We start from the raw sequence: 22940 nt of genomic DNA, 5'->3' as shown, positions 1-22940 counted from the left end.
GATGCCGGGCGGCTCCGTCGCCAGGGTGCTGCTCGACTCCCCGCTGCCGCAGCTCGACCAGCTCTTCGACTACCGGGTGCCCGAGCGTCTGCGCGAGCAGGCCAGCCCGGGCGTCCGCGTGCGGGCGCCACTGCGCTCGGGTGGCCGCATCGCCAACGGCTGGCTCGTCGAGCTCGTCGAGACGAGCGAGTTCGACGGGCGGCTGAGCGACCTCGACGACGTCGTGTCCGAGGTGCCGCTGCTGACGCCCGAGGTCTGGTCGCTCGCCCGTGCGGCCGCCGATCGCGCCGCGGGCAATGCGAGCGACGTGCTGCGCCTCGCGGTGCCGTCGCGGTACGTCCGCGTCGAGCGCGCCTGGAAGGCCGCAGAGCCCGATCCGGGTGACCTGCCCGTCGCCCCCGACGCCGTGCACGGCGCGACCTCCGGCCGTGTCGAGGCGGGCATCGCGGCGGGGGAGCGGATGTCGCTGGCCGCCGACCCGCGCCCGGTGCGCCTGTCGACCGGAGTCTGGGTGGGCGGCTGGGCGCTCACGATGGCCCAGGCGGCCGCGCATGCGCTTGCCGCCGACCGCTCGAGCCTGCTCGTCGTGCCCGACTACCGCGACCAGGAGCAGCTCGAGGCGGCCCTGGCCGCGACGGTCGACCCGCGACGGGTGCTGCGCACCGACGCACGGCAGGCGGGCGGTGCCCGGTTCCGCGCCTTCCTCGAAGCGACCGGCGATGCGTCGCGGATCGTGATCGGCAATCGGTCGACGGTCTACGCCCCGGCGAGCCGGTTGGGGCTCATCGCGCTGTGGGACGACGGCGACGCGCTCATGAACGAACCGCTCTCGCCCGGGGTGCATCCGCGCGATGCCGCGCTCATCCGGCAGGAGCAGACCGGGGCGGCCCTGCTCGCGCTCTCGTACTCCCGAAGCCTCGAGATCGCGCGGCTGGTCGAGATCGGCTGGATGCACGAGGTCGGCGTCGCCGGGCAGGCGCGCCCGCGCGTCATCCCGACCGAGCACCAGCAGACGCCCGAGGCCGGGTCGGCCCGCATCCCGACCGCGGCGTGGCGGCAGGCGCAGGAGGCCGTGCGCACAGGACCGGTGCTCGTGCAGGTCGCCCGACCCGGGAACGCCCCGCTCCTCGCGTGCGATCGGTGCCGCGAGCCGGCTCGGTGCGCGTCGTGCGGCGGGTCGCTCGCGATCCCGCGCTCCGGGGGAGCCGCGCGGTGCACGCTCTGCGGCACGGTGGCGTCGGGCTGGTCGTGCCCGACGTGCGAGGGCACGCGCCTCCGGGCCGTCACGATCGGCGCGAGCCGCACCGCCGACGAACTGGGGCGGGCATTCCCGAACACGAGGGTCGTGCTCTCCGACGGTGAGAAGCCGGTGCTCCGCGTCGGCGCCGAGCCGGCCCTCGTGGTCGCGACTCGGGGCGCCGAGCCGATCGCCGACGGAGGGTACCGGGCCGTACTGCTGCTCGACGGGGAGCGCATGCTGCTGCGCGAATCGTTGCGGGTTGCCGAGGACTGCCTCCGCTGGTGGTCGAACGCCGCGGCACTCGTCGCGCCCGGCGCGCCGGTGTTCCTGGTCGGCGTCGGGGGTGCGCTCGCGACGGCGCTCACGACGTGGCGCCAGGCCGACTGGGCGTCGGCGGAGCTCGCCTCCCGGCGGGCCCTCAGGTTCCCGCCGGCCGTGCGGGTCGCGAGCGTGAGCGCCCTGCCGCCGCTCGTCGCGGCCGCGATCGCCGCCGCCGAACGCGCCGACGGCGTCGACGTGCTCGGTCCGGTGCCGGTCGACGACGGCCTCGAACGCGCACTCGTGCGATTCGAGTACGGTTCGGGTGCGCGGGTCGCCAAGGAGCTCCGGTCGGAGATGATCCGGGTCGCGACCGAGCGTCGCCGGCCCGTCGCCGGGCGACCCGTGCGCCGGCCGCCCGTGCTGAGGGTGCGGTTCGACGACCCCGAGGTGCCCTAGGGCGGCCGAACCCGACAGCGCCTGCGACGACCGGCTCCGACCTCGTGGTCGCGCACGGCAGCGCCTGCTTCGGTGCACCCGGATGCGTGTCCGGTCCCGATGAACGCCGCCCCGCCCATGCCTGGGCCGTTCGATCCATGCGCACGACGGTGCGCGCCGAGCCCACGGTCGTGTCCGTGCATCGCTTCGCCCTGGTTCGATGAGCGCATCGCATGCGTCGGCGCTGATCGATTCCACCGCTGCATCAATGCGGTGCCCGGGACGGCGGTTCGGCGACAATGGAGTGTGCAGAAGTTCCGTCTCGTCTTCGCCGGTACCCCGGCGGCCGCCGTCCCGTCGCTCGAACGTCTCGCCGCGAGCGGCCACGAGATCGTCGCAGTGGTCACGCGTCCCGCGGCCCCGCTCGGCCGCAAGCGGGTGCTCACGCCGTCGCCGGTCGCGCAGGCCGCCCAGCGGCTGGGGCTCGAGGTGATCGAGGCGGCGCGACTCGACGCGGAGGTCACGGCGCGCATCGCGGCATCCGCACCGGACCTGGGCGTCATCGTCGCCTACGGCGGGCTCGTGCGGGAGCCGTTGCTGTCGGCCCCGGCGCACGGCTGGATCAACCTGCACTTCTCGCTCCTGCCAGCCTGGCGCGGGGCGGCCCCGGTGCAGCACGCGCTCATCGCGGGCGAGGCGGAGACCGGTGCGGCCGTGTTCAAGCTCGTGCCCGAGCTCGACGCGGGCGACGTGTTCGCCGAGCTCCGGCGGCCGGTCGTCGAGACCGACACCGCCGGCACACTGCTCGACGAGCTCGCCGTGTCGGGTGCCGAGCTGCTCGCCGGCGTCGTCGACGACATCGCACGCGGCGAGGCGCGGGCCGTGCCGCAGTCCGGCGCACCCTCCTTCGCCCCGAAGCTCGGCATCGACGACGCCCGTCTCGAGTGGGCGCGACCCGCGGCCGAGGTCCTCGCGCGTTACCGCGGCGTCACGCCCGAACCCGGCGCGTGGACCACGGTCGACGGGCAGCGCCTGAAGGTGCTCGAGCTCGCCGCGATCGACGCGGCGCTCGGCGAGGGCAACCCGCGCCCCGGCCCCGGCGAGTTCGCCGTGCACGCCAAGCGGCTCCTCGTCGGCACGGCGGACGCGCCGATCGAGGTGCGTCGCGTGCAGCCGGCGGGGCGCACGGGCATGGCGGCCGCCGACTGGTGGCGCGGCCTCGGCCGCGACGGGGCGGTGGCAGAATGAGCGGGCGGCGCGATCGGGGGCCCGGTGCCGGCCGCCGGCCCGATGCGCGTTCTCCGCAGGTGTCGCCGGCGCGCCGGGTCGCCTTCGAGGTCCTCGAGGCCGTTCGCATCGACGAGGCGTACGCGAACCTGCTGCTCCCGGCGCGCATCCGCCGGGCCGGGCTCGCGCAGGCCGACGCCGCTCTCGCGACCGAGCTGACGTACGGCACCCTGCGTCGGCAGGGCTACTACGACCGCGTGATCGAGTTGGCCGCGGACCGGCCGGCCGGGGCGATCGACCCGGCCGTGCTCGACGTGCTGCGGCTCGGGGTGCACCAGCTGCTCGCGACCCGCGTGCCCACGCACGCCGCGGTCAACGAACAGGTCGACCTCGTGCGCACGGTCGTGCCGAAGGCCGCCGGGTTCGTGAACGCGGTGCTCCGAACGGTCTCGCGGACCGACGCCGAGGCGTGGCGCGAGCTCGTGGCCGAGGGTGCGCCGAACGACGACGAGCGGCTCGCGCGGCTCGAGAGCCACCCGGTGTGGGTCGTTCGCGCCCTGCGAGCGGCGCTCGAGCACGAGGGGCGCGGCGACGAGCTCGAGGCCCTCCTGCAGTCCGACAACTCGTCGCCGCGCGTGAACCTCGCGGTGCTCCCCGGTCTCGTCGACGGCTCGACCCCGATCGGCGACCTCGGCGAGCTGTCCGCCATCGACGGCTTCACGGCCGACCGGTACTCGCCGATCGGCGCCACGGCGACCGATCCGATCGCGGTCATCGAGGCGGCGGGCGGACGGATCCGGGTGCAGGACGAGGGCTCCCAGCTCGCGGCTCTCGCGCTCAGCCGGGTCGCTCCCGTGCGGGCGGGGGAGCGCTGGCTCGACCTCTGCTCCGGCCCGGGCGGCAAGACGGCCGTGCTCGCGGCCGAGGCGCTCGCGGGCGGTGCGGTGCTCGCGGCGAACGAGGTCGTGCCCGCCAGGGCCGAGCTGGTCCGTGCGGCCATCGCGGGGGTTCCCCTCGACGTCGACGTGCGCGTCGGCGACGGGCGCGAGCTCGATCCGGGCGCGTTCGGCGCTCCGGGCGGGTTCGACCGCATCCTGCTCGACGCGCCGTGCACCGGACTCGGCGCCCTCCGCCGGCGACCGGAGGCCCGGTGGCGCAAGCGGCCGGAGGACGTCGCGGAGCTCACGCGCCTCCAGGCCGAGCTGCTCGACGCGGCCTTCGCGGCACTCGCGCCCGGGGGAGTGCTCGCCTACGTCACGTGCTCCCCGCACTCGGCCGAAACCCACGGTTCGCTGCGCGCGGCGCTCGCACGCTGGGGCGCCGACGCCGAGCCGCTCGACACGCGCGCGGTCGTGCAGGGCGTGTCGAGGCATCCGCTCGACCTGGCCTCGGATGCCTCGACGGTGCAGCTCTGGCCGCACCGCCACGGCACGGATGCGATGTTCATCGCGCTCGTGCGCCGCACGTCCGCCGAGCAGGCCTGAACTGCAGGTCCGCTCGCTCGGTAGGGTTGAGCGCATGACGACGCGGATCAACCCGAGCATCCTCGCTGCCGACTTCGTGAACCTCGAGTCCGAGCTGGCGCGCATCGCGAGCGCCGACCTCGTGCACGTCGACGTCATGGACAACCACTTCGTGCCGAACCTCACGTTCGGCCCGCAGATGGTCGGTCGGCTGCAGGACGTCAGCCCGATCCCGCTCGACGTGCACCTCATGATCTCCGACGTCGACCGGTGGGCACCGGGCTACGCCGAGCTCGGCGCCTACTCGGTGACGTTCCACGTCGAGGCGTCCGACGGCCCGGTGCACCTGGCGCGCCGCCTTCGCTCGATCGGTGCTCGGGCCGGCATCGCCCTGAAGCCCGGCACCGACGTCGAGCCGTACCTCGACGTGCTGCACGAGTTCGACCAGGTGCTCGTGATGACCGTCGAGCCCGGATTCGGCGGCCAGTCCTTCATGCACGAGACCATGCCGAAGCTCCGGCGCGTCTCCGAGGCCGTGCGTGCCGCCGGCCTCGACGTGTGGCTGCAGGTCGACGGCGGCATCTCGCTCGACACCATCGGCATCGCCGCCGAGGCGGGCGCGGACACGTTCGTCGCGGGGTCGGCCGTCTTCGGCGCCGAGGTGCCCGCCGACCGCATCGCCGCCCTCCGCGACCTCGCGGCGACACATCGGCACGACGCGCGGCCGGGCACCGGTAGTCTGAATCCGTGAAGACATTCGACGAACTCTTCGTCGAGCTCAGCGAGAAGGCCAGCACCCGTCCCGAGGGTTCCGGCACCGTGCGCGAGCTCGATGCAGGCGTGCACGCCATCGGAAAGAAGATCGTCGAGGAAGCGGCCGAGGTCTGGATGGCCGCCGAGTTCCAGAGCGACGACGAGGCTGCCGAGGAGATCTCGCAGCTGCTCTACCACCTGCAGGTGCTGATGCTCGCGAAAGGCCTCACGCCCGCCGACGTGTACCGACATCTCTGATCGCGCTCCGATCCGTCAGACCCGTCGACACGAAAGACCCCGACATGCTCCGTATCGCCGTGCCCAACAAGGGCTCGCTGTCCGAGACCGCCGCGCAGATGCTCTGGGAGGCCGGGTACACCGGTCGCCGCGATCCCCGTGACCTGCACAGCGCCGACCCCCGAAACGGGGTCGAGTTCTTCTACCTCCGTCCGCGCGACATCGCCACCTACGTCGGCTCCGGCGCGCTCGACGTCGGCATCACCGGCCGAGACCTGCTGCTCGACTCCGGCTCCGACGCCGTCGAGATCGCGCCCCTCGGGTTCGGCGACTCGACCTTCCGTTTCGCCGGGCCGGCCGACGCCTTCTCCGACCTGTCCGACCTCGAGGGCGTCCGCGTGGCCACGAGCTATCCGGGCCTCGTCGGCGCGTTCCTCGCGGGCCGCGGCGTGACGCCGGCGAAGCTCGTGAAGCTCGACGGCGCCGTCGAGTCGGCCGTCCGCCTCGGCGTGGCCGACGCGGTCGCCGACGTCGTCTCGACCGGTGCCACGCTGCGGCAGGCCGGGCTCGGCATCTTCGGCCCGGTGATCCTCGAGTCCGAGGCCGTGCTCATCGGCTCGGGTGCCGAGAAGCCCGGTGCCGCGACGCTGCTGCGTCGCCTGCAGGGCGTGCTCGTGGCCCGGCAGTACGTGCTGCTCGACTACGACGTGCCCGCCGCGCTCCTCGACCGGGCGACCGCCGCCGCCCCCGGCTTCGAGTCGCCGACGGTCTCGCCACTGCACGATCCCGAGTGGGTCGCCGTGCGGGTGATGATCCCGCGCAACGACATGAACCACGTCATGGACGAGCTCTACGCCATCGGCGCGCGCGCGATCCTCGTGAGCGCGATCCACGCCGCCAGGTTGTGAGGCGCGGATGTCTCTGGCAACCCGTGTGATCCCGTGCCTCGACGTGGCCGGCGGCCGCGTCGTCAAGGGCGTCAACTTCGAGAACCTCCGCGATGCGGGCGACCCCGTCGAGCTGGCCGCGCGGTACGGCGAGCAGGGCGCCGACGAACTGACGTTCCTCGACGTGACCGCCACCGTCGACGACCGGTCGACCACCTACGACATGGTGCAGCGCGTCGCCGAGCAGGTGTTCATCCCGCTCACGGTGGGCGGCGGCATCCGCTCGAACGACGACGTCGCGCGCCTGCTCGGCCACGGCGCCGACAAGGTGGGCGTGAACAGCGCCGCCATCGCCCGCCCCGCGCTCATCGGCGAGATCGCCGACCGGTTCGGCGCCCAGGTGCTCGTGCTCTCGCTCGACGTGAAGCGCTCGTCCCGGACGGCATCGGGATTCGTCGTCACCACGCACGGCGGGCGCACCGAGACCGACCTCGACGCGCTCGACTGGGCGCGCACCGCCATCGAGCTCGGCGCGGGCGAACTGCTCGTGAACTCGATCGACGCCGACGGCACCAAGGCCGGGTTCGACCTCGAGCTCGTCGCGCTCATGCACGAGCTGTCGCGCGTCCCGGTGATCGCCTCGGGCGGGGCGGGTGCGGTCGAGCACTTCGCCCCCGCAGTGGCGGCCGGCGCCGACGCGGTGCTCGCGGCATCCGTGTTCCACAACGCCGAGCTCACGATCGGCGACGTCAAGGCCGCCCTCGCGGCAGACGGAAGGACGGTCCGATGACCGATGCGAACGACACCGCCGTGACCGCGGCCCTCGATCGGGCCGCCTTCAACGGCGACGGACTGCTGCCCGCCGTCATCCAGCAGGAGGGCACCGGCGAGGTGCTCATGCTCGGCTGGATGGACCGCGAGGCCATGCGCCGCACGCTGACCGAGGGGCGCGTCACGTTCTGGTCGCGTTCGCGGCAGGAGTACTGGCGCAAGGGCGACACCTCGGGGCACGCGCAGTACGTGCGCGCCGCGGCGCTCGACTGCGATGCCGACACCCTGCTCGTGACCGTCGAGCAGGTCGGCGCGGCCTGCCACACCGGCACCCGCACCTGTTTCGTGGGCGACCCGCTCGAGGTCGTCACGGGCTTCCCGCCCGCCGACTGACGAGGAGCCCGAGTGCCAGCCACCACCACGTTCGACGAGTTCCGAGCACTGCTGCCCGGGCGACGGGTCGTGCCAGTCGTGCGCGAGCTCTTCGCCGACGGCGAGACGCCGGTGGGCATCTACCGCAAGCTCGCACGCGACCGCCCGGGCACGTTCCTCCTCGAGTCGGCCGAACAGGGCGGCATCTGGTCGCGGTACTCCTTCGTCGGTGTCTCGTCGTACGGCGTGCTCCTCGAGCACGACGGCGGCGTGCTGTGGCAGGACCACGGGCTCGGCCTCGACGCCGACCGCGCCCTGGGCGATGCTGCACGGCTCGCACCGCTCGCGGCGCTGGAGTCCCTGTACGAGCGCTGGCGCTCCGACGACGTGCCCGGGGCCCCGCCGCTCACGGGCGGGCTCGTCGGGTTCATCGGGTGGGAGGCGATCCGTCAGATCGAGCACCTGCCGAACCGCCCGCCGGCCGACTACGCGTTCCCGGGCCAGGCGTTCTGCTTCGTGGCCGAGCTCGCGGTGATCGATCACCGCACCGGCACCGTGCAGCTCGTCGCCTCCGTGCTGAACGACGGGGCCGAGGAGGCCGACGCGATGTGGGTCGCGGCGCAGGAGCGGCTCGACCGCATGCAGCGCGAGCTCTCGCGGCCGAGCGAGGCGCACCTCGCCACGATCGACCTCGACGTGGCGTCCACCCCGACGCACCGCACCGAGCAGGCCGACTTCCTCGGCGCGGTCGAGCGGTCGCGCGAGTACATCCGCGAGGGCGACGTGTTCCAGGTCGTCATCTCGCAGCGCTTCGAGCAGGAGGCGACGGCCGACCCGCTCGACGTCTACCGCGTGCTGCGCACCCTCAACCCGAGCCCGTACATGTACTTCCTGCACGTCACGGATGCCGCGGGCGAGCCCGTGCACGTCGTCGGCTCGTCTCCCGAGGCGCTCGTGAAGGTGCAGCAGGGCCGCGTCTTCACGCATCCGATCGCCGGATCGAAGCCGCGCGGCGCGACCCCCGAGGCCGACGCCGAGTTCGAGTCGGAGCTCATCGCCGACCCGAAGGAGCAGGCCGAGCACCTCATGCTCGTCGACCTCGCCCGCAACGACCTGGCGAAGGTCTGCCTGGCCGGCTCGGTCGAGGTCACCGAGTTCATGCGCGTCGAGCGGTTCAGCCACATCATGCACCTCGTCTCCTCGGTCGAGGGCGACCTCGCGCCGAACGCGAACGCCGTCGACGTGTTCCGCGCGACGTTCCCGGCCGGCACGCTGTCGGGCGCGCCCAAGCCGCGTGCGCTCGAGATCATCGACGAGCTCGAGCCCGCCCAGCGGGGCCTCTACGGCGGAGTGGTCGGCTACTTCGGATTCGGCGGCGACGCAGACCTCGCGATCGCGATCCGGACCGCGACCATCGGCGGGGGAGTCGCACGCGTGCAGGCGGGCGCGGGGCTCGTCGCCGACTCGGTCGCCCTCTCCGAGTTCGAGGAGTCGCGCAACAAGGCCGCGGCGCCCCTGCGCGCGGTGGCCGTCGCGAACGCGCTGCGGAGCGTGCAGTGAACGGCGGGCGGCTGAAGTCGCTGACGCTGCTCACGGGCCTCGTCGGCGCCGGCCTCGCACTGCTCTCCTGGAGTCAGACCTGGTTCGACCTCCGCATCCTCGACGGCTCGACCCAGGGCGGCGGCGACCCCATCGCGGTCGGCGGCGGCGTGGCGTCGCCCGCACTCGCGGCGCTCGGCCTGGCCGGGCTCGCGCTCGTCGCGGCCCTCGCGATCGCCGGCCCGGTCATCCGCATCGTGCTCGCGCTCATCCAGGTGCTGCTCGGCGGGGCCGTCGTGCTGGCGAGCGCGCTCGCCCTCGGTGATCCCGTCGGGTCCGTCGCCCCGGCGGTGACGGATGCCACGGGCGTCGCCGGTGCCGATCCGACGGCGGCCCTCGTGGCATCCGTCAGCGCGACCGCATGGCCGTGGGTCGCCGTCGCCGGCGGCGTGCTCGTGGTGCTCGCCGGAGCGGCGGCCCTCGTGACGGGCTCGCACTGGCCCGGGTCCTCGCGCCGCTACTCGACCACCAGGCTCGTCGAGGCGGATGCCGCGTCCCGCGCCGCGAGTGGGCGGGAGCCCGAGCAGGCACTGCCCGAGACCGATGCCAGGCGCCGTGCGTCCGATCGCGCCGTCGACGCCTGGGACGAGCTCAGCCGCGGCGACGACCCGACCGACGGGCTCGCGGACGACGACCGCGGCGCCGTCGCCGGCGGCGTCGAGAGTGCCGCCGACGCCTCCGAGCACGGCGATGCAGATGACGCCGCACGCGACGGGCGTGAGAGCCCGACCGAACCCAGCCGCTAGACTTGCGGCGAACCCCCAGCACGAAGGAGCAACATGAGCACTGAGACCGCAGACCCCGGCCACGGACACTCGCCCGCGGCGTGGACCGCCGTCATCATCATGCTGCTCGGCTTCACCATCGGCACGTTCGCCTTCTGGTTCGAGATCGTGTGGCTCGTGTGGGCCTCGGCGGGCATCGTGCTCGTCGGCCTCCTCGTCGGCTGGCTGCTCGCCCGGTCGGGCTACGGTGTCGGCGGCGACAAGGTCGCCGCGAAGGCGCACTGACGCGTGCTCGCCGACCTGACGGCCAACTCGGTCGCCGACGCTCTCGCGCGCCGTGAGGTCCGCCCGCTCGACGTGGTCGAGCGAGCGGCACTCGATCGCGCTCCCGCGCTGGACGCGCTGGACGCGCTCCGTCCGGCCGAGCACGTGAAGGTCATCGCCGAGATCAAGCGGGCGAGCCCGTCGCGCGGCGCCCTCGCGAGCATCGTCGACCCCGCCGAGCTCGCGCGCACCTACGAACTGGGCGGGGCGAGCGCGGTCAGCGTGCTCACCGAGGGCCGCAAGTTCAAGGGCTCCCTCGACGACCTCGAGGCGGTGCGGGCGGCCGTGGCGATCCCGGTGCTGCGCAAGGACTTCATCGCGACGGCCTACCAGGTCTTCGAGGCTCGAGCCGCCGGTGCCGACCTGGTGCTGCTCATCGTCGCGGCCCTCGACGACGCGACCCTGCGCGAGCTGTTCGAGCTGATCGTGTCGCTCGGCATGACCCCGCTCGTCGAGACACACTCGGCCGACGAGCTCGAGCGCGCGAAGGCGGTCGGCGCCCGGCTCATCGGCGTGAACGCCCGCGATCTCTCGACGTTCGACCTCGATCGCGATCTCTTCGGCCGGCTCGCCGACCGATTCCCCTCAGATGCCATCCGCGTGGCCGAGTCCGCCGTGCTGTCCGCGGCGGACGTCGCGCACTACCGATCCGCGGGCGCCGACGTCGTGCTCGTGGGCGAGGCGCTCGTCACGGGCGACCCGATGGCCAACCTCTCAGCATTCCTGGCGGTGTGACATGGCGCTCAGAGCGCAGACCGGTCCGTACTTCGGCGATTTCGGTGGGCGCTTCGTGCCTGAATCCCTGATCGCAGCCCTCGACGAGCTCGGAGAGGCCTACGACCTCGCCAAGCTCGACCCGGCGTTCGTCGACGAGCTCGCCGAGCTCGGGCGCAGCTACACGGGGCGTCCCTCGATCATCACCGAGGTGCCCCGCTTCGCGAAGCACGCGGGCGGCGCCCGCATCATCCTGAAGCGCGAAGACCTGAACCACACGGGCTCGCACAAGATCAACAACGTGCTCGGCCAGGCGCTGCTCACGAAGCGCATCGGCAAGACCCGCGTCATCGCCGAGACCGGAGCAGGCCAGCACGGCGTCGCCACCGCGACCGCGGCCGCGCTCTTCGACCTCGACTGCACGATCTACATGGGCGAGGTCGACACCGAGCGCCAGGCGCTGAACGTGGCGCGCATGCGCCTGCTCGGTGCGGAGGTCATCGCGGTGAAGACCGGATCGCGCACCCTGAAAGACGCGATCAACGACGCCATGCGCGACTGGGTCACGAACGTCGAGACCACCAACTACATCTTCGGCACGGTGGCGGGCCCGCACCCGTTCCCCGAGATGGTGCGCGACTTCCAGAAGATCATCGGCGAGGAGGCCAGGCAGCAGGTGCTCGACCTCACCGGGTCGCTGCCGACCGCGATCGCGGCCTGCGTCGGCGGCGGCTCGAACGCGATCGGGCTCTTCCACGCGTTCCTCGACGACGCCGACGTCAAGATCTACGGCTTCGAGGCCGGCGGCGAGGGCATCGACACGCCCCGTCACGCCGCCACGATCAGCAAGGGTCGTCCTGGCGTGCTGCACGGCGCACGCAGCTACATGCTCCAAGACGAAGACGGCCAGACAATCGAGTCGCACTCCATCTCGGCCGGACTCGACTACCCGGGCGTCGGCCCGGAGCACTCGTGGCTCGCGGCCATCGGCCGTGCCGAGTACCGCGCGGTGACCGACGACGCGGCCATGCAGGCGCTGCGCCTGCTCACGCGCACCGAGGGCATCATCCCGGCCATCGAGTCAGCCCACGCCCTCGCCGGCGCGCTCGAGCTCGGTCGCGAGCTCGGCCCCGACGCGACGATCCTCGTGAACCTCTCGGGGCGCGGCGACAAAGACATGGACACGGCGGCGCAGTACTTCGAGCTCTACGACCAGGAGGACGCCAAGTGAGAACGGTCGCCCCCGTCATCCGGCGCCGCAACGACGAGGCGAACGGCGCGCTCATCGGCTACCTCCCCGTCGGCTTCCCGACCCTCGACGAGAGCGTCGAGGCCGCCGTCGCGCTCGTCGAGAACGGGGTCGACGTGCTCGAGCTCGGGCTGCCGTACTCCGATCCCGTCATGGACGGCCCAGTGATCCAGGCCGCGACGCAGCAAGCACTCGCGAACGGGTTCAAGCTCTCGCACGGCTTCGAGGCCGTGCGACGGGTCACCGAGCGGGTGGATGCCCCGGTGCTCCTCATGACCTACTGGAACCCCGTCGTGCAGTACGGCGTCGACCGGTTCGCCGACGACCTGGCCGCAGCCGGGGGAGCGGGCCTCATCACGCCCGACCTCATCCCCGACGAGGGCGCCGACTGGATCGCCGCCTCCGAGCGCACGGGCCTCGACCGGGTGTTCCTCGCCGCGCCGACCTCGACCGACGCGCGGCTCGCCCGCACCATCGAGGCGAGCCGGGGCTTCGTCTACGCCGTGTCGACCATGGGCATCACCGGTGCGCGCGCCGACGTCGATGCGGCCGCGCGCACGCTGGTCGGGCGTCTCGAAGCGGCGGGTTCCGAGGCCAGCTGCGTCGGCGTCGGCATTTCGACCGCGGCCCAGGTCGCCGAGGTGCTCGAGTACGCGCAGGGCGCGATCGTCGGCTCGGCGCTCGTGCGGGCGCTGGCCGAAGGCGGGGTCGCCGCCGCGGGTGCGCTGGCCGCCGACCTCGCGCGCGGCACTCGTTCCGAGTGAAGTACGCTGACTGAGGCCCGAGTGGCCGAAGCCCCAGACGAAAGGCAGCAGTCCGCGTGATCGCACCGCTGAGCATCCCGAGCCCGAGCCCCGAGTGGCAGTCCTTCCAAGTGGGCCCGTTCACGATCCACATGTACGCCCTCTGCATCCTGCTGGGTATCATCCTCGCGGTCATCATCACCTCGCGCCGGCTCACCAAGCGCGGTGCCGAACCGGGCGTCGTGCTCGACATCTCGCTCTGGGCGGTGCCGCTCGGCATCATCGGTGCGCGGTTCTACCACGTGTTCACGCACCCGGCCGACTACTTCTACGAGGGCGCCAACGTCTGGAACCCCTTCGAACCCGGCGCGATCTGGAACATCTGGGAGGGCGGCAACGCCATCTACGGCGCCCTCATCGGCGGCGCCGTCGGTGTGCTGATCGGCTGCAGGTTCACCGGCATCCGCTTCCTCTCCTTCGCGGATGCGCTCGCGCCCGGCCTGCTGCTCGCGCAGGCCGCCGGCCGTCTCGGCAACTGGTTCAACCACGAGCTGTTCGGCGCCCCGACCGACCTGCCGTGGGGCCTCGAGATCTCCTCCGACAACCCCGCCTTCCCGGCCGGACTCGCCGACGGCACGCTCTTCCACCCGACCTTCCTGTACGAGATCGCGTGGAACATCGCCGGCGTCGTCGTGATCCTGCTCCTCGAGCGCGCGTTCAACATGCGCTGGGGGCGCGCCTTCGCGGTGTACCTCATCTGGTACGGCCTCGGCCGGTCGTTCCTCGAGTCGATCCGCCTCGACCCGAGCGAGATGTTCCTCGGCATCCGCGTGAACGTGTGGGCGTCGTTCGCGGCGATCCTCGTGGGCATCGTGCTGCTCATCGTGCAGTACCGCCGCCACACCGGTTCCGAGGCCACCCCCTACGTGCCCGGCCGTGAGTGGAAGCGTCCTGACCCTGCGCTAGACTCGGACATTGAGTCCGACTCCGACTCTCTCGACGACGTGGTCGAGAGCGAGAACACCGAGGGCGAGACCGCGGCCACAAGCACGCACAGGTCCACCACCCCCTAGGCGCACCGCCCCCGTTCTCCGAAGCGACGCCGCACCTAGCGTCGCCCTTTCTCCGCTGGGCCGATGTCGTCCCCCGCTGCCACCTAGTAGATGAGGACGGTCACACGTGTCGCTCACTCCACCCTTCGCGAGGTTCGGAACGATCCCCGCCGCCCAGGGCATGTACGACCCTGCCGCCGAGAAAGACGCCTGCGGGCTCGCGATGGTCGCGACCCTTCGCGGCACCGCAGGGCACGACATCATCGAGACCGCGCTCGAGGCGCTGCGCCACCTCGAGCACCGCGGCGCCATCGGCTCCGACGCCGGCACCGGCGACGGCGCGGGCATCATCACGCAGATCCCCGACGCGTTCCTCCGCGCCGTGGTCGACGCCGAACTGCCCGCTGAGGGTTCGTACGCGGTCGGCAACGCCTTCCTGCCCGTCGACCCGAGCCACCGCTCCACGATCAAGCAGGCCCTCCGTGCGATCGCGGTCTCCGAAGGACTCGACATCATCGCGTGGCGCGAGGTACCCGTGCGTCCCGAGGAGCTCGGCACCCTCGCCCGTGCCGCCATGCCCGCCGTGCACCAGCTCTTCGTGCGCTCCGCGGCCGTCGACGACCAGGGCCGTCGCCTCTCGGGCATCGCGCTCGACCGCCTCGCCTTCCGGCTCCGCAAGCGGGCCGAGCGCGAGCTCGAGCTCTACTTCATGTCGCTGTCGAGCCGCACCATGGTCTACAAGGGCATGGTCACCACGCTCCAGCTCGAGCCGTTCTACCCCGACCTCTCCGACGAGCGCTTCGCCTCGAAGCTCGCGCTGGTGCACTCGCGCTACTCGACGAACACGTTCCCGTCGTGGCCGCTCGCCCAGCCCTTCCGAATGATCGCGCACAACGGCGAGATCAACACGATCCAGGGCAACCGCAACTGGATGCGGGCCAGGCAGTCGCAGCTCGAGTCCGAGCTCCTCGGCGACCTCGACCCGATCCTGCCCATCGTCACGCCCGGGGCGAGCGACTCGGCCTCGTTCGACGAGGTCGTCGAGCTCCTGACGCTCGCGGGCCGCAGCCTGCCGCACGCGATCATGATGATGGTGCCCGAGGCCTGGGAGAACCAGACCGAGATCTCGCCCGACCGGCGCGCGTTCTACGAGTACCACTCCATGCTCATGGAGCCGTGGGACGGCCCCGCCGCCATCGTCTTCACCGACGGCTCCCTCGTCGGCGCGACGCTCGACCGCAACGGACTCCGCCCGGGCCGCTACGTCGTCACCGACGACGGCCTCGTCGTGCTCGCGAGCGAGATCGGCGTGCTCGAGGTCGCCTCCTCGAAGGTCGTCCGCAAGGGGCGCCTGCAGCCCGGACGCATGTTCCTCGTCGACACCGAGGCCGGCCGGCTCATCGAGGACGACGAGATCAAGGCCGACCTCGCGGCATCCGCCCCATGGGGCGACTGGCTCGACGAGAGCCGCATCCGCCTCGCCGACCTGCCGGAGCGCGAGCACATCGTGCACCCGCCGGCATCCGTCAACCGTCGCCAGCGCACGTTCGGCTACACCGAGGAAGAGGTGAAGATCCTGCTCGCGCCCATGGCGCGAACGGGTGCCGAGCCGCTCGGCGCGATGGGCTCCGACACCCCCGTCGCCGTGCTCTCCCAGCGGCCCCGGTTGCTCTTCGACTACTTCACGCAACAGTTCGCGCAGGTCACGAACCCGCCGCTCGACTCCATCCGCGAGGCGGTCGTCACGTCGCTCGGCACGTCTCTCGGCCCCGAGCACAACCTGCTCGCGCAGGGCGCCGACCACGCGCGGCAGGTGTCGCTCGACTTCCCCGTCATCGACAACGACGAGCTGGCGAAGATCGTGCACATCGACCCGCGTTCCGGCGGTGCCCGCACCACCACGACGCTCAAGGGCCTCTACCGGGTCGACGACGGCCCCGAGGCCATGCGCGCGCGCCTCGACGAGCTCTGCGTCGAGGTCGACGAGGCCATCGCCGAGGGCGCACGCTTCGTCGTGCTGAGCGACCGCGACTCGACGGCCGACCTCGCGCCGATCCCGTCGCTGCTCATGCTCTCGGCCGTGCACCACCACCTCATCCGCTCCGAGACCCGCATGAAGGTCGGGCTCGTGGTCGAGGCGGGCGACGTGCGCGAGGTGCACCACGTCGCACTGCTCGTCGGCTTCGGCGCCTCGGCCGTGAACCCGTACCTCGCCATGGAGACGTGCGAGGACCTCGTGCGCGCCGGCGTCATCACCGGCATCACGCCCGAGAAGGCCGTGCGCAACGTGATCTACGCGCTCGGCAAGGGCGTGCTGAAGATCATGTCGAAGATGGGCATCTCGACGATCTCGTCGTATGCGGGTGCGCAGGCCTTCGAAGCCGTCGGCCTCTCGCAGGAGTTCATCTCCGAGTACTTCACCGGCACGGTCTCGAAGCTCGGCGGCGTCGGCATCGACGTCGTCGCGGCCGAGAACCTCTCGCGCCACCGCGCCGCCTACCCCGAAGATGCGGCCGTGCGTGCGCACGAGCGGCTCGCGACGGGCGGCGAGTACCAGTGGCGCCGCGACGGATCGCCGCACCTCTTCAACCCCGAGACGGTCTTCCGGCTGCAGCACTCGACCCGCAACCGCCGCTACGACATCTTCCGCGAGTACACCTCGCTCGTCGACTCGCAGGCCGAGGAGCTCATGACGCTGCGCGGACTGTTCGCGCTGCGCAACGGCACCCGGCCCTCCGTGCCGATCGATGAGGTCGAGTCGGTCGAGTCGATCGTGAAGCGGTTCTCGACCGGGGCGATGAGCTACGGCTCGATCTCGAAGGAGGCGCACGAGTCGCTCGCGATCGCGATGAACCGACTCGGCGCGAAGTCGAACACGGGCGAGGGCGGCGAAGACGTCGAGCGACTGCTCGACCCCGAGCGCCGCAGCTCGATCAAGCAGGTCGCCTCCGGGCGGTTCGGCGTGACGAGCATGTACCTCACGCACGCCGACGACATCCAGATCAAGCTCGCCCAGGGCGCGAAGCCCGGCGAGGGCGGTCAGCTGCCGCCGACGAAGGTCTACCCGTGGGTCGCCCGCACCCGGCACGCGACCGCGGGCGTCGGCCTCATCTCGCCGCCCCCGCACCACGACATCTACTCGATCGAAGACCTCAAGCAGCTCATCTTCGACCTCAAGCGCGCGAACCCCAAGGCCCGCGTGCACGTCAAGCTCGTGAGCCAGTCGGGCATCGGCGCGGTCGCGGCCGGCACCGCCAAGGCCCTGGCCGACGTCATCCTGGTCTCCGGCCACGACGGCGGCACCGGTGCGAGCCCGCTCAACTCGCTGAAGCACGCGGGCACCCCGTGGGAGCTCGGGCTCGCGGAGACGCAGCAGACCCTCATGCTGAACGCCATGCGCGACCGCGTGGTGGTGCAGGTCGACGGGCAGCTGAAGACCGGACGCGACGTCATCATCGGCGCGCTGCTCGGCGCCGAGGAGTTCGGCTTCGCCACCGCGCCGCTCGTCGTGCAGGGCTGCGTCATGATGCGCGTCTGCCACCTCGACACGTGTCCCGTGGGCGTCGCGACGCAGAACCCCGAGCTCCGCAAGCGGTTCACGGGCAAGCCCGAGTTCGTCGTGAACTTCTTCGAGTTCATCGCCCAGGAGGTGCGCGAGTACCTCGCCGAACTCGGCTACCGTTCGCTCGACGAGATCATCGGCCGTCGCGAGCTGCTCGACATCGACCGCGCGGTCGACCACTGGAAGGCGTCCGGGCTCGACCTGACGCCCGTGCTCGTCGGCCCCGACTTCTCGGACTCCGACCCGCGCCGCAACCTCCGCACGCAGGACCACGAGCTCGACGAGCACTTCGACAACGAGCTCATCCATCGCAGTGCGCTCGTGCTCGAGGCAGGCGGCTCCGTCGAGATCGAGCTGCCGGTGAAGAACACCGAGCGCGCGGTCGGCACCATGCTCGGCCACGAGGTGACCGTCCGCCACGGCGAGCACGGACTGCCCACCGGGTCGATCGACGTCACGCTGCACGGCTCCGCAGGCCAGAGCCTCGGCGCGTTCCTCCCGAGCGGCATCACGCTGCGCCTCGAGGGAGACTCGAACGACTACGTGGGCAAGGGGCTCTCGGGCGGGCAGATCGTCGTGCGTCCCGCTCGCGACAGCGGATTCGCCGCCGAGCGCAACGTCATCGCCGGCAACGTCATCGGCTACGGCGCCACGCGCGGCAGCATGTTCATCCGCGGCATCGTCGGCGAGCGCTTCCTGGTGCGCAACTCCGGGGCGACCGCGGTCGTCGAGGGCGTGGGCGACCACGCGCTCGAGTACATGACCGGCGGCCTCGCACTCATCCTCGGCGACACGGGGCGCAACCTCGGAGCCGGCATGTCGGGCGGAACGGCCTACGTGCTCGGCCTGCGCCCCGAGCGCGTGAACATCGAATCGCTGAAGACCGGCGAGCTCGAGCTGCTGCCGCTCGGCAGCGCCGACCACGAGATCGTGCGCGACCTGCTCGAGCAGCACGTGGCCAACACCGACTCGACGGTGGCGGCCGCTCTGCTCGCCGAGGGCGACGCCGCGTTCGAGCGCTTCACCAAGGTGCTGCCGCGCGACTACGCCGCAGTGCTCCGAACCCGCCAGAGCGCGGTCGACGAGGGGCTCGACCCCGACGGCGACGTGGTCTGGACCCGAATCCTGGAGGTGACGGGTGGCTGAGCAGACGATCGCGACGACCAGACCTGTACCGACGAACTGCATGGAGGTGACGGGTGGCTGACCCGAAGGGCTTTCTGAAGGTCACCGAGCGTGAGCTGCCCAAGCGGCGGCCCGTGCCGGTGCGCATCATGGACTTCAAAGAGGTCTACGAGCAGGGCGACCCCGCCCAGCTGCGCCGGCAGGCCGGCCGCTGCATGGACTGCGGCGTCCCGTTCTGCCACCAGGGCTGCCCGCTCGGCAACCTGATCCCCGAGTGGAACGACCTCATGTACCGGGGCGAGGGCCGTGCGGCCGTCGAGCGCCTGCACGCGACGAACAACTTCCCCGAGTTCACGGGTCGGCTCTGCCCGGCCCCGTGCGAGTCCGCCTGCGTGCTCGGCATCAACCAGCCCGCGGTCACGATCAAGCAGGTCGAGGTGTCGATCATCGACCAGGCGTTCGGCAGCGGCTGGGTGCAGCCCCAGCCCCCGGGGCGCCTGACCGGCAAGACCGTCGCCGTCGTCGGGTCGGGCCCCGCCGGCCTCGCCGCGGCGCAGCAGCTCACCCGAGCCGGCCACACGGTCGCCGTGTACGAGCGCGACGACCGCATCGGCGGCCTGCTGCGCTACGGCATCCCCGACTTCAAGATGGAGAAGAAGCACATCGACCTGCGCATCGCGCAGATGACGGCCGAGGGCACGCGCTTCCGCGCCGGTGTCGACATCGGCGTCGACCTGACGTGGGCGCAGCTCCGCGAACGGTTCGACGCGGTCGTCGTCGCGACGGGTGCGATGGTGCCGCGCGACCTCCCCATCCCCGGACGCGACCTGCCCGGTGTGCACTTCGCGATGGAGTACCTGACGCAGTCCAACCGCGCCGTGGCAGGAGACCAGGTCTTCGACCAGATCTCCGCAGAGGGCAAGCACGTCATCGTGCTCGGCGGCGGCGACACCGGTGCCGACTGCATCGGCACCGCGCACCGCCAGGGCGCGCTGTCGGTCACGAACCTCGCGATCGGCAAGCAGCCGGGCGAGGCGCGACCCGACCACCAGCCGTGGCCGATGCACCCGACCGTCTTCGAGGTGCAGAGCGCCCACGAGGAGGGCGGCGAGCGCCAGTACCTCGCGTCGACGGTCGAATTCCTCTCGAACGAGAGCGGCGAGCTCCGGGCGATCCGCATCGCCGAGACCGAGTTCGTCGACGGGCGGCGCGTGCCGAAGGCGGGCACGGAGCGCGAGCTCCCCGCCGACCTCGTGCTGCTCGCGCTCGGCTTCACCGGGCCCGAGACCGCGCTGACCGACGAGCAGCTCGAGCTGCCGTCCGACGCGCGCGGCAACTTCGCACGCGGCGCCGACTACGCGACGTCCCTGCCCGGCGTGTTCGTCGCCGGAGACGCGGGGCGCGGCCAGTCGCTCATCGTGTGGGCGATCGCCGAGGGCCGTGCTGCGGCATCCGCGGTCGACCGGTACCTTGAAGGAAAGACCGACCTGCCGAGTCCCGTGCCGGCGACCGCTCGCGCGTTCGCAATCTGACCCAGGCGCGCGATCCGCGCGTCACCGCCCACAACCCCCGACTTCCCGCGGGGAAACAGCTTGGAGCACAACCACATGAGACGAGCGAAGATCGTCGCCACCCTCGGGCCGGCGACATCGAGCTACGAGCAGATCCGCGCGATCGTCGATGCGGGCGTCGACGTCGCGCGCATGAACCTCAGCCACGGAAGCTACGACGTGCACGAGGGCGTCTACCAGAACGTTCGGAAGGCCGCGAACGACAGCGGCAAGGCCGTCGCGGTGCTGGTCGACCTGCAGGGCCCGAAGATCCGGCTCGGCAAGTTCGCCGACGGCCCCCACGAGCTCGCCGAGGGCGACATCTTCAAGATCACGACCGAAGAGGTCGTCGGCTCGAAGGAACTCGTCGGCACGACGTTCAAGGGCCTGCCCCAGGACGTGAAGCCCGGAGACTTCCTCCTCATCGACGACGGCAAGGTCCGCGTGGAGGTCGTCGAGACCGACGGCGTGGTCGTCACGACCAAGGTCGTCGTCGCCGGCCCCGTCTCGAACAACAAGGGCATCAACCTGCCCGGCGTCGCCGTCAACGTGCCGGCGCTCTCCGAGAAGGACGAGGCCGACCTGCGCTGGGGCCTCGAGCTCGGCGCCGACCTGATCGCGCTGTCGTTCGTCCGCAACGCGGCCGACATCGAGCGCGTGCACGAGATCATGGACGAGGTCGGACGACGCGTTCCGGTCGTCGCCAAGATCGAGAAGCCCCAGGCCGTCGACGCGCTCGAGGAGATCACCGAGGCGTTCGACGCCATCATGGTGGCGCGCGGCGACCTCGGCGTCGAGCTGCCACTCGAGGCCGTTCCGATCGTGCAGAAGCGCGCGGTCGAGATCGCGCGTCGTCTCGCGAAGCCCGTCATCGTCGCGACGCAGATGCTCGAGTCGATGATCCACAGCCCGGTGCCCACCCGCGCCGAGACCTCCGACGTCGCGAACGCGATCCTCGACGGCGCCGACGCGGTCATGCTGTCCGGCGAGACCAGCGTGGGGGAGTACCCCGTCATCACGGTGCAGACCATGGCCCGCATCGTCGAGTCCACCGAGAAGCACGGCCTCGAGCGCATCGCGCCGCTCGGCACCAAGCCGCGCACGCAGGCGGGCGCCATCACGCTCGCCGCCGTCGAGGTCGCCGACTTCGTCGAGGCGAAGTACCTCTGCGTGTTCACCGAGTCGGGCGAGACGGTGCGTCGCATGTCGCGCCTGCGTTCCGACATCCCGATCCTCGCGTTCACGCCCGACCCCGCGATCCGTCGCCGCATGGCGCTGAACTGGGGCGTCGAGTCGTTCGTGGTCGAGCGCGTCACCCACACCGATCAGATGGTCGGCCAGGTCGACGAGGCGCTCGGCCGCACCGGCCGTGCCGCGAAGGGCGAGAAGGTCGTCATCATCTCGGGTTCCCCTCCCGGAATCCCGGGCACCACGAACGACGTGCGCGTGCACGTCGTCGGCGAGGTGCTCTGAGCCGAACCGTCGACGGCCCGCCCGCTCCCTTCGAGCAGGCGGGCCGTCCGCGTCCCTGCCGTGCGATCGCGGGCCGACCCGGCGCATCCCGTGCTGGCGGCGCGTGGTCAGAAGTCGTGCGCGCATCCCGGCGCGCGTGGGAGACTGACGTCATGCGGGGCCGGATGCCGGTGCGTGCCGGTGGTGTCGAAGGTCGCCCTCGTCGCAGGCCGAGGCGTCCGACGACGACGCTCGCGGAGCGTTGGACCCGCGTCGACGGGGTGGACGTGTTCTACCGGGAGTCCCCGACCGTTCCCGACGGTGCGTCCGTGATGATGCACGTGCACGGATTCGGCCTGTCGGGCCGGTACCTGCTCCCGACGGCGGAACGGCTCGCAGACGACTTCCACACGCTCGTGCCCGATCTGCCGGGCTTCGGCCGGAGCGGCAAGTCCCCATCCTCGCTCGACGTGCCGGACCTCGCACACGCCGCGGCCCGGTTCCTCGACGATCGCGGCATCGACCGCGTGACGCTCGTCGGCAACTCGATGGGGTGCCCGGTGATCTGCGAGTTCGCGCACCACTACCCCGATCGGATCGAGCGCGCGGTGCTGGTGTCGCCGGCGGGCGGGGTGTTCAACCAGCCCCTGCGCCGGGCGATGGGGCAGATCAGCCGTGACGGGCCGCGGGAGCCCGTCGGGTTGATGCGGGTCGTCACGCCTGACTACCTGCGCTTCGGCGTGCCGAGCACCGTGCGCATGTTCAAGGCGCTCACCACGTACCCGTCGCTCGACCGCCTGCTCTCGCTGCACATCCCGACGCTCGCGGTGCTGGGGGACCGCGACCCCCTGATGCCGGGGCACGAGCGCGTCAAGGCGGTCGCCGAGCAGACCGACAACAGGCTGCTGCTGGTGCGGATCGAGGGCGCGGCGCACGCGATCAACTTCAGCCACTCCGGCGAACTCGCCCACCTGATCAGGCTGTTCATGGCCGATCGGCCGATCGTCGACGACCCGGATTCGCCGGGTCAGGCGAGGCTGTACGAGATCCATCGGGGATCGCAGCATCCGCCGGCGCGCGAAGGATGACGCCGGTACGGTCGCGAGGTGGTGCCGGTGGTGGGGGTCGAACCCACACGCCCTTTCGGGCAAAGCATTTTGAGTGCTCCGCGTCTGCCATTCCGCCACACCGGCCAGAGG

19 protein-coding genes and 1 tRNA gene are annotated in these 22940 nt (G+C 71.8%); 19 read left to right on the top strand and 1 reads right to left on the bottom strand.

All coding sequences use genetic code 11. The features are described 5' to 3' along the window. Window position 1: 1 nt before the first annotated feature. The 19 genes from ACFVS8_RS02655 to ACFVS8_RS02565 all read left to right on the top strand — a co-directional run bounded on the left by ACFVS8_RS02655 (window position 2) and on the right by ACFVS8_RS02565 (window position 22829). Entirely contained in the window at window positions 2-1957 is a 1956-nt protein-coding gene (locus ACFVS8_RS02655) for a primosomal protein N' (protein WP_387057298.1), read from the top strand. Between the two features lie 285 nt (window positions 1958-2242). Next, window positions 2243-3184 carry a methionyl-tRNA formyltransferase gene (gene fmt, locus ACFVS8_RS02650; RefSeq protein ID WP_387057296.1) on the top strand — a complete coding sequence of 314 codons (942 nt, stop codon included), beginning with the start codon at window positions 2243-2245 and terminating at the stop codon, window positions 3182-3184. 59 nt (window positions 3185-3243) lie between these two features. Beyond that, window positions 3244-4647, top strand: a complete 1404-nt coding sequence (locus ACFVS8_RS02645) for an RsmB/NOP family class I SAM-dependent RNA methyltransferase (RefSeq protein ID WP_387057294.1) — start codon at window positions 3244-3246, stop codon at window positions 4645-4647. Window positions 4648-4681: 34 nt separating this feature from the next. Continuing rightward, window positions 4682-5377, top strand: coding sequence for a ribulose-phosphate 3-epimerase (rpe, locus tag ACFVS8_RS02640; RefSeq protein ID WP_387057292.1), 696 nt, complete (start codon window positions 4682-4684; stop codon window positions 5375-5377). Beyond that, window positions 5374-5637, top strand: a complete 264-nt coding sequence (locus ACFVS8_RS02635) for a phosphoribosyl-ATP diphosphatase (protein ID WP_387057290.1) — start codon at window positions 5374-5376, stop codon at window positions 5635-5637. The genes rpe and ACFVS8_RS02635 overlap by 4 nt, the downstream gene beginning before the upstream one ends. Before the next feature lie 44 nt (window positions 5638-5681). Then, window positions 5682-6524, top strand: coding sequence for an ATP phosphoribosyltransferase (hisG, locus tag ACFVS8_RS02630; protein WP_387057288.1), 843 nt, complete (start codon window positions 5682-5684; stop codon window positions 6522-6524). A gap of 7 nt (window positions 6525-6531) precedes the next feature. Then, window positions 6532-7293: an imidazole glycerol phosphate synthase subunit HisF gene (gene hisF / locus ACFVS8_RS02625; RefSeq protein WP_387057286.1), complete on the top strand. Its 762-nt coding sequence runs from the start codon at window positions 6532-6534 to the stop codon at window positions 7291-7293. Next, the gene (gene hisI, locus ACFVS8_RS02620; protein WP_387057284.1) at window positions 7290-7667 is read left to right on the top strand and encodes a phosphoribosyl-AMP cyclohydrolase; all 378 of its coding nucleotides are present in this window, start codon (window positions 7290-7292) and stop codon (window positions 7665-7667) included. Before hisF ends, hisI begins: the two co-directional genes overlap by 4 nt. Window positions 7668-7679: 12 nt before the next feature. Then, window positions 7680-9206: an anthranilate synthase component I gene (locus ACFVS8_RS02615; protein WP_387057282.1), complete on the top strand. Its 1527-nt coding sequence runs from the start codon at window positions 7680-7682 to the stop codon at window positions 9204-9206. After that, window positions 9203-9991: a Trp biosynthesis-associated membrane protein gene (locus ACFVS8_RS02610; RefSeq protein WP_387057280.1), complete on the top strand. Its 789-nt coding sequence runs from the start codon at window positions 9203-9205 to the stop codon at window positions 9989-9991. The genes ACFVS8_RS02615 and ACFVS8_RS02610 overlap by 4 nt, the downstream gene beginning before the upstream one ends. Window positions 9992-10024: 33 nt before the next feature. Next, window positions 10025-10255: a DUF6704 family protein gene (locus tag ACFVS8_RS02605; RefSeq protein ID WP_387057278.1), complete on the top strand. Its 231-nt coding sequence runs from the start codon at window positions 10025-10027 to the stop codon at window positions 10253-10255. Between the two features lie 3 nt (window positions 10256-10258). Next, on the top strand, window positions 10259-11029 hold the full coding sequence (gene trpC, locus ACFVS8_RS02600; RefSeq protein ID WP_387057276.1) for an indole-3-glycerol phosphate synthase TrpC: 771 nt from the start codon (window positions 10259-10261) through the stop codon (window positions 11027-11029). Window position 11030: 1 nt separating this feature from the next. Next, a complete protein-coding gene (gene trpB, locus ACFVS8_RS02595; RefSeq protein ID WP_387057274.1) occupies window positions 11031-12239 on the top strand; it encodes a tryptophan synthase subunit beta in 1209 nt (402 codons plus the stop codon). Next, window positions 12236-13021: a tryptophan synthase subunit alpha gene (gene trpA / locus ACFVS8_RS02590; RefSeq protein ID WP_387057272.1), complete on the top strand. Its 786-nt coding sequence runs from the start codon at window positions 12236-12238 to the stop codon at window positions 13019-13021. Before trpB ends, trpA begins: the two co-directional genes overlap by 4 nt. A gap of 56 nt (window positions 13022-13077) precedes the next feature. After that, entirely contained in the window at window positions 13078-14073 is a 996-nt protein-coding gene (gene lgt, locus ACFVS8_RS02585; protein WP_387057270.1) for a prolipoprotein diacylglyceryl transferase, read from the top strand. A gap of 160 nt (window positions 14074-14233) precedes the next feature. Then, the gene (gltB, locus tag ACFVS8_RS02580) at window positions 14234-18760 is read left to right on the top strand and encodes a glutamate synthase large subunit (RefSeq protein WP_387058155.1); all 4527 of its coding nucleotides are present in this window, start codon (window positions 14234-14236) and stop codon (window positions 18758-18760) included. 53 nt (window positions 18761-18813) lie between these two features. Next, window positions 18814-20271: a glutamate synthase subunit beta gene (locus ACFVS8_RS02575; RefSeq protein WP_387057268.1), complete on the top strand. Its 1458-nt coding sequence runs from the start codon at window positions 18814-18816 to the stop codon at window positions 20269-20271. 75 nt (window positions 20272-20346) lie between these two features. Beyond that, window positions 20347-21762 carry a pyruvate kinase gene (pyk, locus tag ACFVS8_RS02570; RefSeq protein WP_387057266.1) on the top strand — a complete coding sequence of 472 codons (1416 nt, stop codon included), beginning with the start codon at window positions 20347-20349 and terminating at the stop codon, window positions 21760-21762. A gap of 164 nt (window positions 21763-21926) precedes the next feature. Continuing rightward, on the top strand, window positions 21927-22829 hold the full coding sequence (locus ACFVS8_RS02565) for an alpha/beta fold hydrolase (protein WP_387058152.1): 903 nt from the start codon (window positions 21927-21929) through the stop codon (window positions 22827-22829). Between the two features lie 19 nt (window positions 22830-22848). Here the strand turns inward: ACFVS8_RS02565 and ACFVS8_RS02560 are convergent. Continuing rightward, a tRNA-Leu gene (locus ACFVS8_RS02560) sits at window positions 22849-22934 on the bottom strand. Window positions 22935-22940 lie beyond the last annotated feature (6 nt).

The sequence above is a fragment of the Agromyces sp. NPDC058110 genome (assembly GCF_042884735.1).
Classification (GTDB): domain Bacteria; phylum Actinomycetota; class Actinomycetes; order Actinomycetales; family Microbacteriaceae; genus Agromyces.
This window is presented reverse-complemented; position numbering and strand designations above follow the sequence as displayed.

What these genes read in the sequence shown, in the direction of transcription:
- ACFVS8_RS02655 (WP_387057298.1), top strand. Translation starts at nt 2, where the DNA reads ATGCCGGGCGGCTCCGTCGCCAGGGTGCTGCTCGACTCCCCGCTGCCG.
- rpe (WP_387057292.1), top strand. Translation starts at nt 4,682, where the DNA reads ATGACGACGCGGATCAACCCGAGCATCCTCGCTGCCGACTTCGTGAAC.
- hisG (WP_387057288.1), top strand. Translation starts at nt 5,682, where the DNA reads ATGCTCCGTATCGCCGTGCCCAACAAGGGCTCGCTGTCCGAGACCGCC.
- hisF (WP_387057286.1), top strand. Translation starts at nt 6,532, where the DNA reads ATGTCTCTGGCAACCCGTGTGATCCCGTGCCTCGACGTGGCCGGCGGC.
- hisI (WP_387057284.1), top strand. Translation starts at nt 7,290, where the DNA reads ATGACCGATGCGAACGACACCGCCGTGACCGCGGCCCTCGATCGGGCC.
- ACFVS8_RS02605 (WP_387057278.1), top strand. Translation starts at nt 10,025, where the DNA reads ATGAGCACTGAGACCGCAGACCCCGGCCACGGACACTCGCCCGCGGCG.
- trpB (WP_387057274.1), top strand. Translation starts at nt 11,031, where the DNA reads ATGGCGCTCAGAGCGCAGACCGGTCCGTACTTCGGCGATTTCGGTGGG.
- gltB (WP_387058155.1), top strand. Translation starts at nt 14,234, where the DNA reads ATGTACGACCCTGCCGCCGAGAAAGACGCCTGCGGGCTCGCGATGGTC.
- pyk (WP_387057266.1), top strand. Translation starts at nt 20,347, where the DNA reads ATGAGACGAGCGAAGATCGTCGCCACCCTCGGGCCGGCGACATCGAGC.
- ACFVS8_RS02565 (WP_387058152.1), top strand. Translation starts at nt 21,927, where the DNA reads ATGCCGGTGCGTGCCGGTGGTGTCGAAGGTCGCCCTCGTCGCAGGCCG.